The following is a 16,819-nucleotide window of genomic DNA, read 5'->3' as shown; positions in this document are numbered from 1 at the left end:
GAATAATCCTCAATTAGGGATTGACACTCTTAACACTGCTTATTATGATCTAAATGATAATGAATTTCAATATTGGGAGGAAAAAGATGAAAAAGCATATCAGCATGCTATTCGTATTTTTAATGGCCGTTATGGTACTTTCTGCCTGTAATAGTTCAGAAAGTTCAAGCAACAGCGAGGGGTCAAGCAGCAAAACAAGAACGGTCAAACATGCAATGGGGACATCAGACAACATCCCCGCCAATCCAAAACGGATTGTTGTTTTAACTAATGAAGGAACAGAGGCGCTCTTAGCGCTTGGCATTAAGCCGGTCGGAGCCGTAAAGTCATGGAAGGGCGACCCGTGGTATGACTATCTGAAAGATGACATGAAAGGTGTTAAAAACGTCGGTCTTGAAACGGAACCGAATGTGGAAGCCATCGCAGAATTAAAGCCTGATTTGATTATTGGAAACAAAGTGCGCCAGGAAAAAATTTATGATCAGTTAAATGCGATTGCGCCGACTGTTTTCGCTGAATCTTTGGCCGGGAACTGGAAGGATAACCTGACTCTATACGCCAACGCGGTGAATAAGGCGGATAAAGGCAAGGAAGTCATTGCCGATTTTGATAAACGCGTTTCTGATTTAAAAAACAAGCTGGGCGACCAGACTAACAAAACAGTTTCAGTCGTACGCTTTTTATCCGGTGAATCAAGAATCTATTATACCGATTCATTCTCAGGGATTATTTTAGACCAGCTTGGCTTCAAACGCCCTGAAAAACAAGTAGAACTGTTCAAGAAACAAAAGGACCAATTTACGTTCTCAACCGACAGTAAAGAATCTATTCCTGATATGGATGCTGATGTGCTGTTTTATTTCACTTATAAAGCCGATAATGCAAAGGAAAATGAAAAATGGGCCAATCAGTGGACAAGCAGTTCACTATGGAAAAACCTAAAGGCCGTGAAATCAGGTAATGCACATGAAGTCGATGACGTCGTGTGGACAACCGCAGGCGGAATTAAAGCCGCAAACTACCTGCTTGATGATATTGAAACCTACTTCTTAAAAACGAAATAAAAAAAAGACTCCGTCTTATTAGACGGAGTCTTTTTTGCTTTTGCCAATCAGACGTGTAACGAGGAACATGGTGACAGAAAGAGATCTGTTTTTCCGATACGCCAAGTATTTCCCTCGCCACTCCGGTTTGTATTTTTCTTTAAAGGCTCTTAGGCCGCTGAAGCTGTACATGTATCTGACATTATTAAAAATGACAGCAGCAAACCTTTCGGACCAGAAGGATGTAAAGGCAGTGCCGACATTGGCCAAGGGTGCCATCCCCATATTAAATGACGTGCAGCCCTCTTCCTTTGCCCATAAAAACATACGGATAAACAATGCGTCCATAATGCCATTTGGAGCGTCGCCGCGATAGCGCATCAGATCAACCGATATCTCTCCTTCCTGGTACATCGGCATGACATTTGCGAATGCAACGATCTCTCCTTCTGCATTTTTCATATAGGCGATCGGCGCTTTCTGTAAATAGGAAGGATCAAAAAATCCGAGCGAGAATCCCTTCTCTTTTTTCGAGCCGAGCCATTCGTCTGAGATTTGCTTCAGCTCCTCCAAAAACGCATCAGAAAATGGGGGATGATCCACATGGAAAGTATACTCCTCCCGCTCAAAGCGGTTATTGATTGCCCGAAGGCCGGCTTTTTTCTTCCCAGTCAAGGTAAATGTATTTAAATCTACATATGCTTCCTCGCCAAGTTTAAAGAAGTTGTAGCCAAAATCGTGATACAGCGCCATGTCCTCTCGTTCAATTTGATAGAACAAAACACTGAATCCCTTCTGATGCGCTTCGTTCAGAAATTCTTCCAGCACGAGCGGGAATGATTCTCTTTGGCCAGACGGATCGCCGAGCACGACCAGCCTTCTGGCGATTTTCCCAAACAGAAGCAGTGCATTCCCATCACTAGAAAAATAAAACCGCTTATCTCCAAGAAAACCAAGATGGCTCAGCGCGTTGCCGCCTTTTTCATTGAGAAACGCAGTAAGACGCTCAGGGTCAGCTTTCTCTCCGATCGGTTTCGTTCTCTTATGATAGACCACTGTAAATATCAAGAAGAACAGCGGCACAATAATGATCGCCATGATGGTTGCATGTGTAATATGCGAGGTGCTGTGGACGAAATATTCGTGACGCAGCACCTTCTTCATCCGGTCCCAAATAAAGCCCGCGATCAGATTGTAGTTAAAGAGCGCCACAGTAAACAGCGCCACAGCGAATATCAATTGTCCCAGTGTATAGGATGCCTGTTCGCGGACAAATTGTTTTTTCAATAGCACAAGCAATACGATAATCATCGGCAGTACGAATATCGCGCTGATGTTAAGCCCTTTTAAAAAGCTGAACACAAAGCCGCCGACAAGCGCTGTAATGGCCATCGTATAGGAACGTTTTGTCCGTTTATAAAGCTCGATCGGCAAAATCAGCAGAATGAGCGCTGAGCTTAAGGACAGACCGTTGAACAGCAAAAGCGCCGGGCGCGGAATGTGCGGTATAACCGTCAGCCTGTCAATCGGCAAGGAAACTGAGGCCAGGACAATCAGACCTGCTACGAACACAATAAGGGAAAGCGAGCCTTGCAAAATTCTCACTAATACCGCACGCTGAACAACAAGCAGAACGTTTGTCGTCTCAATTGCCGGTGCGATGCGCGGGTTCGTTTCGAGCCGCTTCATTGTATTTTCCGTCAGGTCGCCTGCGGCAAAGAACAGTCCTAAGATAAATGGGATAAATGAATAGGCGAGCCTGTACAACACAATAGAAGTAACGATGGCCTCCTGATGATAGCCAAGCTGCTCCATCCCCAGCAAAAATAAAAGGTCAAACGAGCCGAAGCCGCCCGGCACGAGGCTGATCATTCCTCCGATCGCCGCAATGACGAACACCCCGAACACATACCTGATATCTGCATGAATGCCCATAGCGAACAAAGCAAAATAGATGACGGTCCCGGCCATGAGCCATTCAACAACTGAAGCTCCAATATATGCGAAAATCGGATTTTTCACTTTATCCGCATTCTCTTCGTCCCCAGCTTTGCGGTCTTTTATTTTGGACACCGCCAAAGACAGCGGCAATATCAGCGCAAAACCGATAACGACCGCCCATAGCCAAGGCTTTTCATGAATCACTTCATCCACTGGCAGCACTCTCGCAGCGACGAAAATGCTGAAAACAGATAATCCGAGCAGCATAGATGATGTGAGCCAAGCGATTCCTTTCACGAGTGCCTTATGGTCTTTCGTATGCTCCTTATAGAACATCATTCTTAACCCGACTCCGGCTAAACCGCCGAATCCCAGCACATTATTAAATGAGTTGGCGATCCAGGAAACCCTGAATACTTTTCCATTTGTGATCGATAGGCGCAGTGAGTATTTCAGGACGTAATCATACAGCGACATGGCCGCAACAGCCAGCAAGCCAATCAACACAAGCATGAATAAGTCCGTTCGTTCCAGTCCGTTGATGACCATGAGCGTACGTTTGAATGACAGATTTGTCAGTTCTTTTTTCGATTGATAAATAACAAATAGCAAAACAGCAATAGGAAAAACGATTTTTAATATTGATATAGCATTCTTTTTAATCAGCAATGGTCTCTCCAATCATATTCTAGTTCGATCCTCTCCCCCAATAATCTCCAACTCATTATACACTACCGTTATTTTTCGAACAAAGTCCCGCATGCGGTTTCTGCTCACTTTCTTTCAGGAGTGAAAATCGAGTAATATGGTAAGAGGAGTGAATGATGAGGAAGTGATGAAATGGAATATAATTTACACGATACAACAGTATTAAACGAAAACATTCTTTCATCGGAGGAACGGGAAATATGGGTGCTCTATATGAAAGTCTTAACTTCCGCCGGGCTCGGTGATGTGTCCGAGTGGATGAAGCTGGATATGAGCATGCCGCAAATGAAGGTGCTGATGCTATTAAACAACCATGGAACATTAAAAGTGAGCGACATTGCTGAAAAAATGGGGGCTTCCCTGTCCAATACAACTGGGCTGCTTGACCGGCTTGAAAAATCAGGATTTGTCAAACGCTCACATTCTGAAGAGGACCGCCGCTCTGTAGTTGTTCAGTTGACAGAGAATGCGAAAAATATTTTCCGGGGTTTGTATGAAAAAGGCCACCTGAAATTGAAGCGTTCATTAGAGCTGCTGTCCCCTGAAGAAAAACAGGCTGTTTCCGAAGGGCTGTCTATCCTTTCAAGAGCATTAGAGAAAGCAAAAAAAGAATAAATCTGTAAGTCTGTCATCCGCAAACTGCGGGAGCAGGCTTTTTTTATTTGACATTTAGTTCATTTAAAATGAATAATATACTTTGAGTGAACAAAAAGGGGGTTGATAAATATGTCTGAAGCATTAACAGAGCAGAAAAGCCAAAAGTGGGCGATCAGCCTGTTTACGATTGGTGTGTTTATGGCTGCGCTGGATAACGGAATTATTTCAGCTGCTTTAACAACGATAAACGAGTCGTTTGCCGTTTCACCTTCCTGGGGATCATGGGGCATTACCCTTTATACGCTAGGTCTTAGCGTCAGTGTGCCAATCGTCGGAAAGCTTTCCGACCGCTACGGCAGAAAAAAACTCTTTCTCATTGAGGTTTGCCTGTTCGGATTTGGTTCTTTGCTTGTTGCTTTGAGCCAAAGCTTCCCGCTCTTTCTGATATCGCGGCTGATTCAGGCGCTTGGAGGCGGCGGGATTTTCATCATCGGCAGCTCTCACATTCTCGCGACCCTCCCAAAGGAAAAACAGGGGAAGGCCCTTGGGCTGCTTGGCGCAATGAACGGGATGGCCGCTGTGCTCGGGCCAAATATCGGAAGCTTTCTGCTTGATTGGACCGGGTCTTGGCATTGGCTATTTTTGATTAATTTGCCGATTGCCGTGCTATTGGTTGTACTCGGCGCATATTTTATCGCGGAAACAAAAGCACCTGAAGCTAAGCGCCTCGATGCGGCCGGAATCTTCCTTCTATCACTGTCGATTTTAGCCGTGATGTACGGCATGACGAACCTTGATGGGGCAAATCTCTTACACAGCTTGGGGAATCCGGAGGTTTATGGATGTATTATTTTTGGCATACTTTGTTTTGCAGCGCTTATCTCGTATGAAAAGAGAGTTGAAATGCGAGGAGGCGATCCGATTTTGGCGTATTCTCTGCTGCGAAACCATATGTTTCAGCGCACGCTTATCATCGGTTTGTTATCCGGGGGGCTCTTGGCGGCAGTCATTTTTATCCCGTCATATGTCGAACAGTATTTGGGTGTCCCTGCCGCAAAAGCAGGCTATTGGATGACACCGCTTGCGTTGGCTTCCGGAATCGGCGCTTGGCTTGGCGGAGCGCTTACCGACAAAAAAGGTCCTGTAAAAACCGTTATTCTTTCGGGAATCATCTCATGTGCGGGGTTTGCTTTATTTCCGCTCTGGGTGACGGAAAAATGGGAGTTTGTGATCGCAAGTGTGGCAGCTGGGATCGGTTTTGGCTTTCTGTTAGGCGCTCCGCTGAACGTCCTTGTATCAGAAGCGGCAAAAACAAATAAGGGTACAGCTCTTGGCACGCTTTCATTAGTAAGGCAAATTGGACTGACCTTGGCGCCTACTCTTTATGCAGGTTTTATCACAGCCGGGTTTGACCAAATAGGTGATGAGATCAGCAGCCGCTTATCGGACAGCGGATATTCAGAAAAGGCGATGCAGATGATTCCGGAGATCGACAGTTCTGATGTTTCTTCTTTACAAGAACAAATCGAACGCATTCCCGTTCCTGAAGTCAAAACCGCGATAAGCGACGCCATTCATGCGAGTGTCGCCAGCGGCTATGATCATTTATATGCAGCGGCTGCTGTGATCTCACTTCTGGTGATTGCTGCTATCAGTATTCCGGCTTTCCGCCGGCAAAAGCGTTAAGACCACCCCATCCGTCTGGAAAGCTCCGTAATATGAGCGATATGGTGATGTGAGTGCCAGACATACAGGCCGAGCGCGTTCTCCAGGGTAATGATTTCCTTTGTATCAGGGTGATAAAACCCGCGCTTAAATTGCTGATCCGTCAGAGTGCGGAGCAGAGCCGTCCATCTTCCGTGAAGCTCCTGCAAAAGCGCGAGTGAGCCGCTCGGATCTGCCGTTTTCGAGTCTTTTAGCTCCGACCATGCTTTTTCATCATACGGACGGATAGCCGGTGTCTCTTCCGTCAAGCTCAATTTAAAACGAATATAGCTGTTCATATGACTGTCAGCCAGATGATGAATAACTTGCCGAACGGTCCATCCACCGTCCCGGTACGGTGTGTCAAGCTGGCTGTCCGTCATGCCCTCTACAGCTTGCTTCAATTTTGCCGGCACTTCTTCAAGCACTTGAATCCATTTATCTTTTTGCTCCTTCGATACCGATTCCCTCGGCTGGTATTCTCCTATTGGATAGCTTAGATTGGCTGTTGTCATGTATGTTCTCCCTTCTGTTCAATCTTCTCCTTTATTTTACAAGAAAAAGATTGTATATTGTGTCTTTTTCCCATACAATAAAAACGACACAAGTGTCATTTTAATGATCAGGAGGATGAATCATGGAAAAACCGTTGTTTCGCAATCAAAAAGGACTGATGACACTGTTAGCCTCACAAACCATTTCTTCACTTGGAGACTGGCTTCACATTTTGGCCGTGCTAACATTAGCCGCTTTTCAGCTTCATGCTTCACCATTAGATATGTCGCTTTTAATGATGTCGTTTGCTTTGCCTGTCATTGTACTCGGACCTGTATCGGGTCTGCTTGCCGACCGTTTTGACAGAAAAACGATCATGTTTCTGTCTGAAATCGGCCGTGCCCTCACTGTTATCAGCTGCGTTTATGTCAGTGAGCTTTGGCAGCTTTATGTATTGCTATGCCTTCAGAGCTGTTTTTCTTCACTTTTTTCACCTGCTAAAAACGGAAAGCTTAAGGAATTGGCTCCGGAAGCACACATTCAGCAGGCCGTTTCCGTCAGCAGCATCATTGATAACAGCGCAAAAATCTTCGGCCCTGCCCTTGGCGGCATGCTGATCGCTGCTGTCTCTATACATTCTGTTTTCTATATCAACGCCGGCGCCTTTCTTCTTTCCGCTGTCATTTTGTTTTTCCTCCCCAAAGATGCTTTTTTACAAAAAGCAAATACACCTCAAGAAAAAACATCAGCACTTGCTTCTATCAAAGAAGGCCTTCAGTATTTGAAACGGATGCCGCTTCTTTTAACAGGCTTACTCACAGCTTGCGTCGTTCTCTTTGTTTTGCAGATTGGTGATTCCCAGGCTATCATTCTTATCCGTTCTTTTTCAGGCGCTCCGCCTGAGCTTGCAGGCTGGTGCATGGCCGTAAGCGGAGCCGGCATGCTCCTTACGGCGTCAATTGCCGGCAGACGGCGAATCACATCTTATTTTCTTTATTTCTCATCTGGGACCTTTCTGCTTGGACTAGCAACTGGAGGTATGCCATTTCTGAGCGGAATGGGAATAGCCGGCATTGCTCTTTTTATTTTCGCTTTTTTCATCATGGGAGCGGCTTTCGGTCTCGTCCATATTCCATTTCAAATTCTCGTGCAAACAACAGTGCCTGTCGATTACAGCGGCAGGGTGTTTGGCGCCATTCAGAGCGCGACAACCCTCGCCTCCATCCTCGGCATGGCGGGCGGGGGCGTGCTGGCGGAATGGATCGGTGTATCACTTGCTTTTCTTGTCTGTGGCTGCTTGCTGATCATGGTCGGGTTGATTACACTTGTAGGTAAGAAAGTTGCAGAAAGCAGGCGATATCTTGTCACCGAAAGTAACAAAGGAGCACAAGGATAAACGGCAGGCAGAGATTTTAGAGGCTGCCAAAACGGTTTTTAAACGAAAAGGATTCGAATTAACGACAATGAAGGACGTTGTGGAAGAGTCAGGTTTCAGCCGAGGCGGTGTCTATCTTTATTTTTCAAGCACCGAGGAGATGTTTCGGCGAATCATTGAAGCAGGGCTAGATGAAGGGCTCCGAAAGCTTGATGACTCAGCTGAACACCGAAGTGTTTGGGCCGCCATCTCCAGCTATTTGGATGAACTGGCTGAAGGCCTGCGTGATGCAGCGGATACACTGGCGCCGGTGCAGTTTGAATATTTAGTGACGGCTTGGCGCAATGAAGAACGGCGGAAGTATTTGGAAAAGCGGTATGATCTTTTTGTGGCAAGGTTTTCAAAGCTATTGCAAAAAGGAATCGATCAGGGGGAATTTCAGCCTCTGCAGCCTTTGGCGACGATCGCGAAATTTTTCCTCAATATGAATGACGGCATCATCCAGAACGCGCTATATTTCGATGAAGAAAAGGCTGATGTATCTGGACTTGCTGAAGCTGCAAAACTGTATTTAAAAACGGTACTGCAAGTAGATGAGAAATAAAGAAATGCGGCAGGAACCTCTCTCCTGCCGCTTGTTTTCACCCTGCGTGATCACGCACTTCTAATGTGGCTTTCTTCTGTTTTGGCTGATAAATCTTCCCCACAAATAAATAACCGTATTTGAATTTATTCAGTGCCCATGAGGTCAGAATCGGGCCGGCTGTGCACACGGCAAACAACAGGAGAACAGCCGGTACGGCAGGAATCCCGGGCATATTTAAAAGCAAAACGTAGCCTATGATCATAAAATAAGCATGAAGCAGATAAATCGAAAAGGAATAGTTGCTGATAAACATCATGATTTTCGGCACATGCTTCATTTTAGAAAACAAGTGAAAGCACAGGAAAATCATGCTTGTCGAATACAGCATGATATCAGGCCGTTTCGAGCTGATCATGCCGATTTCACCGACATAAGAAACAGTGACAACCAGCGCAGCAGAAGCTAGCGCGGCGCCGTATATCACTAAGCGGTATTGGTTCAGCAAGGCTAAAAAGCGCTTATACTCCTTTCCGCAATAGTAGGCAAGACAAAAGTAGAAAAGCCAGCCTGCGAACGGAACCCAGAAGAACGGAAACCCACCGCCCTCTTCTGAAGCGGGAGCCGGGCTGACTGCTGAAAAATAGCTTAAATAGGCGGCTGTCACCACAAATGAGATGGACAGCACCCATTTCGGCGATGCTTTTTTCAAATACTCATGAAACATCATATGCAGCATGTAAAATTGAAAGATGACGAGAATGAAGTATCCGATAAAGTTTCCTAACAATACGTTCGCCAAATACTTTTGCACGATCGCGAGAAAGGTGATCTCTCCCCCCATCGCACTGGTCATCAGCAGTGCATCGATGGCCGCGATAAATAAAAAAGGAACGAAAATCACTTTTCCCCGCTTCTTTAAAAAACCGTTTGGCACCCCGTCAGGATAAGAACGGGCCAGCAAAAATTCAGAGATGAAAATGAAGGCAGGCGTGCTGAACATCAGGAGTGTGCGGAAAGAATCTACGGTGTGAGAAATATCTGCGAGAGCTTCTGCCTGAAGCATCAGGACCATTGAAATGATATGGAGCAAGACGACACTTAAGCACGAAATGCAGCGGATCATAAAAATTTCTTTAATTTGCATAACAGCGCTCCTTTTATTTAAATTTTTAGAAATCGATGGTTGTACCTTAACACACACGATTCATTTTAAAAAAGAGACTGATGTCTTATCTTTCTCTATGCATGAAAGACTAGCAGCCATTCATATCCATGATTTTTTTAATAGACATTCTCCAGCCATTTGTCCCGAACATTCAGAGTGCGATGTTTAACACGTGAAAACAAAGTCCTATTCATATATTTGATCCCGCAAAAATTGCAAAATGCCTTTCTTGATCATAATCCAATCAGCATCACGTTTCACCCGTTTCATGTACCAGGCGGGCGCATCAGCCGTATAAAACACGTGAGCCGATTTTGCTTTTCATAACCCTTTAGGAAGCAGCCCTCGGTTTCTCGTTCATGTTTGATATCAGACCTCCTGATCTCACCGCCATACCTCAGAGTCCACCAGTGTATATGACTGACTGGCTTTCGAAATTTGGTGAACTTCCCCTTTTAAGCTTTTTCAAATACGATATTCTTCATTTCGATATGAGTGATTACTCACTTTACAACCTTCCCTGTTCGTGGTAATTTATTGATGAGTGATTACTCACTTTAATAAATAAGGAGGCAGATCAATATGGACGTAATAGAAATGCGAGATGTCAGCAAACGATTCAGCAGCAAAACTGTTTTAGAACCGTTTACCTTTTCTGTGAATCAGGGAGAAATCTTTGGATTGCTGGGCCCCTCCGGATCAGGAAAAACAACACTGATTAAAATGATGATCGGGATGCTGAAGCCATCCACCGGCACAGTTGCTGTGTGCGGAACACCGATGCCAAATTTGAACATGTTTCATCGGATCGGTTATATGGGCCAGTCTGACGCGCTTTATGAAGACTTGACCGCAAAGGAAAATCTTTCATTTTTTGCCGGGCTGTTTGGAATGAAAGGAAAACGAAAGCGTGAACGGATGGATCAAGTTCTTCACTTGGTTGACTTGACTGAACATGCCGAGAAGAAAGTAAGTGCTTTTTCCGGAGGGATGAAAAGAAGGCTGTCCCTTGCGATAACACTCGTTCACGAGCCGGACGTTTTTGCTCTTGATGAGCCCACTGTCGGAATTGATCCCGTTTTGCGCCGGTCGATCTGGGGTGAACTCGGCCGTCTGAAAGAAAACGGAGCCGCCATTCTTGTGACGACACATGTTATGGATGAGGCTGAAAAATGCGACCGCCTTGGACTGATCAGGGATGGCCGAATGATTGACAGCGGTTCGCCTAAAGAACTGATGAATAAATACAAAGCAGCATCTATTGAAGATGTCTTTCTTCTTTCTGGAGGGAGTGCAACATGAGAGTGACTGTACTTGCCGTAAAAATCATTCTGCAATTTTACCGGGATAAACGAACGCTGCTTTTGATGCTGCTGGCTCCGCTTTTGGTCTTGACTTTGGTTCACCTCATCCTTGATCATAAGGAGGACTCATTTCATGTCGGAGGGTATCATCTGCCGGACGAAATGACGCAGCAACTGGAGAAAAAAGATATCAAAGTGACAGAATTTTCGAATACCCATGCAAAACAGCATATAGATGATGAACAGCTAGACGCATTTATTTCATTCACAAATCAGCATATGAAAGTGACACTTGATGGCAGCCAGTCTAAGAACAAACAATTGCTTCAGATCATTACAACTGGAGGCAGTCAGCAAAAACAGCCAGCAGAGGTCTCTTATGCCTACGGCAAAGAGGATTTGAGCACGTTTGATTATACCGGTCCGACACTAATCGGCTTATTTATTTTCTTCTTTGTTTTTTTAATCGCAGGGATTTCTTTTTTAAGAGAACGGACGAACGGCACGCTTGACCGGATCCTCTCAACACCTCTGCGCCGCTGGGAAATTGTCGCCGGATACGGATTAGGCTTTGGCTTGTTTACAACCCTCCAATCTGTGTTGATCACTTGGTATGCTGTTCAAATTCTTGGATTGTATCAGGGCGGATCGTTCTGGCTTGTGTTAATCGTAACGGTAATGCTTTCTTTGACGGCTTTAACGCTTGGCACATTTTTATCAGCGTTTGCCAATAACGAGCTTCAGCTGATTCAATTTGTCCCTCTCGTCATTGTGCCGCAGGTGTTTTTCTCAGGTCTTTTTCCGATGGATAGTCTGGCCGGCTGGCTTCAGTCACTGCAGCAGATCATGCCTCTGTACTACGGAGCAGACGCCTTGAAGCTGATTATGATGAAAGGCCAAGGCATGTCAGAGATCGCAAATGATCTTCTTATCTTGGCGGGCTTCACCATTTTATTCGCATTCTTAAACATTCTCATTCTGAAAAAATATCGAAGACTGTAAAAGAGGTGTTTTATGATTGACAAATCATAGTAAAAAAATCGCCATTATCGGAGGGACGGGTAAAGCAGGCCGTTTTATAGCCAGCCAGGCTCTTGCAAAAGGCTATCAAGTCCGTATGCTCGTCAGGCAGCCGGAGCGGCCCCCTCACATTGACGAGAGAATTGATGTCATTCGCGGAGATGCCCAGCACCCGCAAAGCATCCGCACGCTGCTGGAAGGATGCAGCGCCGTCGTCAATACGTTCGGACAGCCTGAAAGAGCCGTCCCGTTATACAGTACAGTGACAGAACTCATCGTTACTGTCATGAAAGAATACAACATAGACAGATATATCGGAGTGACTGGCGCTTCGTTAGATATTGAAGGTGACAGAAAATCATTGGTTTATAGAATAGGCGCGCTTCTCTTTCGCCTCCTCTATCCGCAAATGATTGCCGATAAAAAGAAAGAGCTTCATATATTATCACGCAGCGGATTGGATTGGACGCTTGTCCGACTTCCTTTTGTAACAGATGCTCAGACTCAGGACGCTGTAAAAGTTGATTTCTTCAATTCGCCGGGAATGAGAATCACCAATTTAGATATTGCAGCATTTTTAGTTCAGCATATTGAGGGTCATTCCTTTTCACAAAAAACACCCTTTATCTCAAATTAACAGCGGGATTGGTTGTGTTCCCTGTCCGCCTTTTCTATAATAAAGGGAACAGGCTTTCAGAAGGAGTACGAACAATGGATGCGAAATCTCTTGAAGAATTATTGCATATAGAAGGCGAACAAATAAAAATGAGCGAAAAACAGCGGCACATTCTGAGTGCGGCTATTGAAATGTTTGCTGAAAAAGGATTTGCCTCGACATCCACAAGCGAAATAGCCAAAAAAGCCGGCGTTGCTGAAGGGACGATTTTCAGGCATTATAAGACGAAAAAGGATTTGCTGCTGTCAATTGTGATGCCAACGGTGACAAAGGTTGTTGCCCCTGCTTTCGCCAAAAATTTCAGCAAAGAAGTGTTTGAGCAGGATTATCCGTCATATGAGGTCTTCATTCGGGAAATGCTGAACAACCGCTTTGAATTTGTTAAAAAGCACTTCCCCGTTTTGAAGATCTTTATTCAGGAAGCCTTCTACCAGGAAGAATTCAGAAAAGTGTACAAGCAGGTCTTCAATGAACATGTGTACGATAAGTTCAAGCACATTATCGAGCATTTCCAAAGCACCGGCGAACTGCGGGACCTTCCGGCGGATACCATCATCCGCACGACGATCTCTTCTATCATCGGACTTATCATTACCCGGTTTTTGCTGATGGGAGAGGAAATGGATGAAGAGCTTGAAAAAGAGCGGACGATTCAATTTATTTTGTACGGGGTCACACAAAAAAGATGAGCACTGGCTCATCTTTTTTTGAGAATTACGATATACAATTAGGATAGTATTAGAAGGTATTTACCTCATATAAGAGCCTGCAAAAAATCAACTCAGTTTTCGTTCTATCTTCCTCCTCATTTCAATCGATCAGAAAACAATAAAAACCTGCTGTATTAACTAACAGCAGGTTTCAAATCACCCGTAGATTTTCAAGCATTAGTTTGTATTTAGTCCCCCGCCATTCAATCCTTCTTTGATATAGCCGTTAACTTGGCTATTAGAAAGCAAGCCAATATGGCCGATGCCATAAAGCTGGATGTTTCTCGCCCCTTGTAACCGAGACAAGCTATTGATTACAATTTGATCGTTTAGGCTGTAAATAGATGTATAGAGTATCTTTTGATTAGGGTCTGTACCTGGGAGCGCAACAGATGACACTAAACCATTAGCCCCTCCAAGTGTTACGACATTTTGAATCTTATTGCCCCCGCCTAAATATTTAATATAGTACAGCGTGTTAGCGCCTCCCATACTATGAGCCACAATATCTACTTTTTTGGCTCCCGTTTCTTTTAAAACGCGATCAACATATGAAGCGAGCTGCGGGCCGTTATTTAGGTTGTTCCCTGTTTTATCATAAAAATCAATAGCATACAGTTTGTTGCTTTGCCAGCCTTGAGAAATTAAGTAGTTTTTAATAGCGAAAAAGTTGTATGAAGCACCACTTATTCCATGAACAAGAACGACAGGATTATGTACTGATTCAGCTTTTGCGCCAGACGGCGGAGTGGCTAAAACAGATAGAATCAGCGATAAACAAATAATGAATGCCATAAGTACTTTTTTCACGTTTATTCCCCCTTAAAATGTTAATACCACCAATTTCCTATTATACATAAAAAATCAATATCGTTACTATTTTTTCTGAAAATTAAATTTAAATCTCTTTTATATCATTGACGGAGATAAATCGGATACCTTCTGACAAACCTTTTATTTTCATTTCCAAAGTGGCCCGGTTGTGTTCCCTTCCTCCCTTTTCTATAATAAGGGGAATAGGCAGTTAGAATCACAGTTGAGCACCGGCTCATCTGTTTTACGAAACAGCCAGACACGGAGGATAGCATGAGAGTATTAAAATACGCCATATTAGGGCTTTTGCGAAAAGGCGAATTGAGTGGATACGATATTACGAGTTATTTTAAAGAGGAGCTCGGCCAGTTTTGGAGCGCCAAGCACAGCCAGATTTACCCTGAGCTCAAAAAGCTGACAGATGAAGGATTTATCACGTTTCGGACAACGATTCAGGGCACAAAGCTGGAGAAAAAGATGTACACCCTGACAGACAGCGGAAAGCAGGAGCTGCATGACTGGCTGATCCGCCACCAGCCGATACCCGAGACGGTAAAAGATGAATTTATGCTGAAGGCTTATTTCATTTCTTGTCTATCGCGCCAGGAGGCTTCTGATTTGTTCAAAGACCAGCTGCAAAAACGCCAGGCCAAGCTTTCTGACTTACAGGGAAGCTATGAAAAGCTTATGGCTTCAGCAGAGCCGATGTCATTTTCTTCACCGGACTTCGGCCACTATCTTGTGCTGACGAAAGCGCTGGAGCGGGAGAAAAATTACGTTTCATGGCTGGAATCAATTTTAGCTATGATAGATAAGGATTAACCGGGAGCGGCCTTCAGGCTGCTCCAATACGTAATGCGGGGGGAGAACGATGAATGTGACATTGCACGAATTAACAGGGGAACTGATTCGAGTGGTGCCGATGGACAAAAGCCATATTCAAGGTTTATATGAAGCGGCAAATGATGAAAACATCTGGACCCATTTACCGAAAACGATCACAACACTGCGTGGTACGGAGGCTTTTGTTGAGGAGGCGCTGCAAACGAAAGAAACAGGAACAGAATGTCCATTCGTGATTATTCATCGTAAGACTGGAAAAATGGTCGGCACGACACGTTTTCTGTATATGTCATCCGCTTCAAGGAGCCTTGAGATCGGCTGGACGTGGTTTCACCCTTCAGTGTGGGGCACCTCAGTCAACACTGAATGCAAATATTTGCTGTTACAATATTGCTTTGAACAGCTGAAGACGATTCGGGTGCAATTCAAAACGGATGAGCGGAACATCAGATCACAAAAGGCCATTGAACGGCTGGGGGCAATTAAAGAAGGCATATTGCGAAACCAAATGATCAGAAAAGACGGAACATTCCGCAATTCGGTATTTTATAGCATCATCGACAGTGAGTGGCCATCCGTGAAACAGCATTTGGAACGGAGGCTGCATCTGTCAGAAAAAGAAACAAAATAATTGCAAAAATCATCTGTCCGAGGGACAGATGATTTTTTTTAGGCTCGGAGCGCCTTAAGCCCCGCTGCGAAAGTGATTGCTGCAAAAGCAAGCAAGATGCCGCAGATTCCGAGAATATCTGTGACGCTGGCACCGTTAGCGATAATCTCCGTCAGCCCGCTCATCGCCCACTTTTGCGGAAGAAATTCAGCGATGGATTGCATAAATTTCGGTTCAATGTCGATCGGCCAATACATCCCGCTAACCATACATGTTGCGATGACGAACAAGTTGCCGAACGCAAGCTGCTGTTCTGGCGTTCTGACGTTGGCCGCAATCATCAATCCAATGCCGACAACGGTCAATAGAAAAAGTGACACTAATACAATAACCGCAGCCGGATTCCCCCAGTTGATGCCAAACAGCCAATGGGTTGAAAGAAGCAATATGCCAAATTGAATCCAGCCAATGACAAAGAAGGAAAGCACATACCCAGCACCGATTTCAGCTCGGCTGACAGAGGCTGTAAGCAATCTGGACCAGACGCCGTTTTTTCTTGCTTCTAAAATGGTTCCAGCCGCTCCCATCATGGTCAGCATGACAAACAGGATGGAAAAACCTGCTGCTCTGGAGGCTGTGTCACTTGCTTCCGCACCCTCTTTTTTATCACTGAGCGTCTGTCGTTTTACTGCCGGAACTGTATCTTCATGTTTTTTGGCGAAAACCGTTTTATACGCCGCCTTCCAGTTCTCTCCCGCTGTCTGAGATGCTGTTTTCGCCGCGGTCACCTGAATATTGAGCGTTGCCAATGTGCTTTCTGCATATTGTTTGACCATCGGCGCTTCAGACAGCTCAGGGCCGTGACGGAAAATCAGTTCAGGATTTTTGTCTTTTTCCAGCTGTGTCTGGAACGAGCGGGAAATGACGATGATCCCGGCAATTTTCTTTTGTTTCAGCTTTTCTGCCGCTTTGCTTTCAGGCACGTTTTCGAATGTATACATATCATCGTGTGCCTTCAGCTGCCGAATATAATGCTGTGAGAGAATCGTATCGTCCTGATCAACGATTGCAAGCCGCACCTTATCATCATTGTCGCCGAGCATACTCCCAAATACAAAGGTAAGCAAAAGCGGGGCAGCAAACATGATCAAATAGTTCTGCGGCTTCTTAAAAATGAGAGAAAGCTCAATGCCGCAAATGGCTATGATTTTTTTCACCCTAGTGTACCT

At 44.9% G+C, this 16,819-nt stretch carries 16 protein-coding genes; 11 read left to right on the top strand and 5 right to left on the bottom strand.

From position 1 onward, the window contains the following. The first annotated feature begins 86 nt into the window (after positions 1-86). On the top strand, positions 87-1,064 hold the full coding sequence (locus AC0OMA_RS04745) for an ABC transporter substrate-binding protein (RefSeq protein WP_014476203.1): 978 nt from the start codon (positions 87-89) through the stop codon (positions 1,062-1,064). A gap of 18 nt (positions 1,065-1,082) precedes the next feature. Here AC0OMA_RS04745 and mprF read toward each other — a convergent pair whose 3' ends face one another. Continuing rightward, entirely contained in the window at positions 1,083-3,653 is a 2,571-nt protein-coding gene (gene mprF / locus AC0OMA_RS04740; protein ID WP_015482972.1) for a bifunctional lysylphosphatidylglycerol flippase/synthetase MprF, read from the bottom strand. Between the two features lie 171 nt (positions 3,654-3,824). On the opposite strand from mprF, the gene AC0OMA_RS04735 reads away from it, so the two are divergent. Both AC0OMA_RS04735 and AC0OMA_RS04730 read left to right on the top strand, forming a co-directional pair. Continuing rightward, positions 3,825-4,307, top strand: coding sequence for a MarR family transcriptional regulator (locus AC0OMA_RS04735; protein WP_014663255.1), 483 nt, complete (start codon positions 3,825-3,827; stop codon positions 4,305-4,307). Positions 4,308-4,418: 111 nt separating this feature from the next. Further along, complete coding sequence (locus tag AC0OMA_RS04730) at positions 4,419-5,975, top strand: MFS transporter (RefSeq protein ID WP_015383140.1); 1,557 nt, start codon at positions 4,419-4,421, stop codon at positions 5,973-5,975. Here AC0OMA_RS04730 and bstA read toward each other — a convergent pair. After that, positions 5,972-6,508 carry a bacillithiol transferase BstA gene (gene bstA / locus AC0OMA_RS04725; protein ID WP_015383139.1) on the bottom strand — a complete coding sequence of 179 codons (537 nt, stop codon included), beginning with the start codon at positions 6,506-6,508 and terminating at the stop codon, positions 5,972-5,974. The two genes, AC0OMA_RS04730 and bstA, sit on opposite strands and share 4 nt — an antisense overlap. A 122-nt stretch (positions 6,509-6,630) precedes the next feature. On the opposite strand from bstA, the gene AC0OMA_RS04720 reads away from it, so the two are divergent. Both AC0OMA_RS04720 and AC0OMA_RS04715 read left to right on the top strand, forming a co-directional pair. Beyond that, positions 6,631-7,884 (top strand): MFS transporter, encoded by a 1,254-nt coding sequence (locus AC0OMA_RS04720; RefSeq protein WP_474221947.1) that lies wholly within the window; start codon positions 6,631-6,633, stop codon positions 7,882-7,884. Then, positions 7,850-8,467 carry a TetR/AcrR family transcriptional regulator gene (locus AC0OMA_RS04715; RefSeq protein WP_015482971.1) on the top strand — a complete coding sequence of 206 codons (618 nt, stop codon included), beginning with the start codon at positions 7,850-7,852 and terminating at the stop codon, positions 8,465-8,467. Before AC0OMA_RS04720 ends, AC0OMA_RS04715 begins: the two co-directional genes overlap by 35 nt. 37 nt (positions 8,468-8,504) lie before the next feature. Here AC0OMA_RS04715 and AC0OMA_RS04710 read toward each other — a convergent pair whose 3' ends face one another. Continuing rightward, positions 8,505-9,593 (bottom strand): acyltransferase family protein, encoded by a 1,089-nt coding sequence (locus AC0OMA_RS04710; RefSeq protein WP_474221946.1) that lies wholly within the window; start codon positions 9,591-9,593, stop codon positions 8,505-8,507. A gap of 603 nt (positions 9,594-10,196) precedes the next feature. Here AC0OMA_RS04710 and AC0OMA_RS04705 point away from each other — a divergent pair. The 4 genes from AC0OMA_RS04705 (at position 10,197) to AC0OMA_RS04690 (ending at position 13,303) form a co-directional block, all read left to right on the top strand. Continuing rightward, entirely contained in the window at positions 10,197-10,916 is a 720-nt protein-coding gene (locus AC0OMA_RS04705; protein ID WP_015383136.1) for an ABC transporter ATP-binding protein, read from the top strand. Then, positions 10,913-11,920, top strand: a complete 1,008-nt coding sequence (locus AC0OMA_RS04700) for an ABC transporter permease (RefSeq protein WP_015383135.1) — start codon at positions 10,913-10,915, stop codon at positions 11,918-11,920. Before AC0OMA_RS04705 ends, AC0OMA_RS04700 begins: the two co-directional genes overlap by 4 nt. Before the next feature lie 16 nt (positions 11,921-11,936). Next, positions 11,937-12,575, top strand: a complete 639-nt coding sequence (locus AC0OMA_RS04695) for an NAD(P)H-binding protein (RefSeq protein ID WP_181218610.1) — start codon at positions 11,937-11,939, stop codon at positions 12,573-12,575. Between the two features lie 74 nt (positions 12,576-12,649). Beyond that, the gene (locus tag AC0OMA_RS04690) at positions 12,650-13,303 is read left to right on the top strand and encodes a TetR/AcrR family transcriptional regulator (RefSeq protein WP_015482970.1); all 654 of its coding nucleotides are present in this window, start codon (positions 12,650-12,652) and stop codon (positions 13,301-13,303) included. A gap of 198 nt (positions 13,304-13,501) precedes the next feature. Here AC0OMA_RS04690 and estB read toward each other — a convergent pair whose 3' ends face one another. Beyond that, positions 13,502-14,134 carry an esterase EstB gene (gene estB, locus AC0OMA_RS04685; protein ID WP_181218608.1) on the bottom strand — a complete coding sequence of 211 codons (633 nt, stop codon included), beginning with the start codon at positions 14,132-14,134 and terminating at the stop codon, positions 13,502-13,504. Positions 14,135-14,410: 276 nt separating this feature from the next. Between estB and padR the strand changes: the two genes are divergently transcribed. Next, on the top strand, positions 14,411-14,959 hold the full coding sequence (padR, locus tag AC0OMA_RS04680) for a transcriptional regulator PadR (protein WP_003233588.1): 549 nt from the start codon (positions 14,411-14,413) through the stop codon (positions 14,957-14,959). A gap of 49 nt (positions 14,960-15,008) precedes the next feature. Next, the gene (locus AC0OMA_RS04675; RefSeq protein WP_015482968.1) at positions 15,009-15,611 is read left to right on the top strand and encodes a GNAT family N-acetyltransferase; all 603 of its coding nucleotides are present in this window, start codon (positions 15,009-15,011) and stop codon (positions 15,609-15,611) included. 38 nt (positions 15,612-15,649) lie between these two features. On the opposite strand, the gene lnrN is transcribed toward AC0OMA_RS04675, so the two are convergent. After that, a complete protein-coding gene (lnrN, locus tag AC0OMA_RS04670) occupies positions 15,650-16,807 on the bottom strand; it encodes a linearmycin resistance permease LnrN (RefSeq protein ID WP_181218606.1) in 1,158 nt (385 codons plus the stop codon). Between the last annotated feature and the right edge of the window lie 12 nt (positions 16,808-16,819).

The sequence above is a fragment of the Bacillus sp. AMCV2 genome (assembly GCF_056033925.1).
The sequence above is the reverse complement of the archived record's forward strand: the minus strand, read 5'-3'. Positions and strand labels throughout refer to the sequence as shown.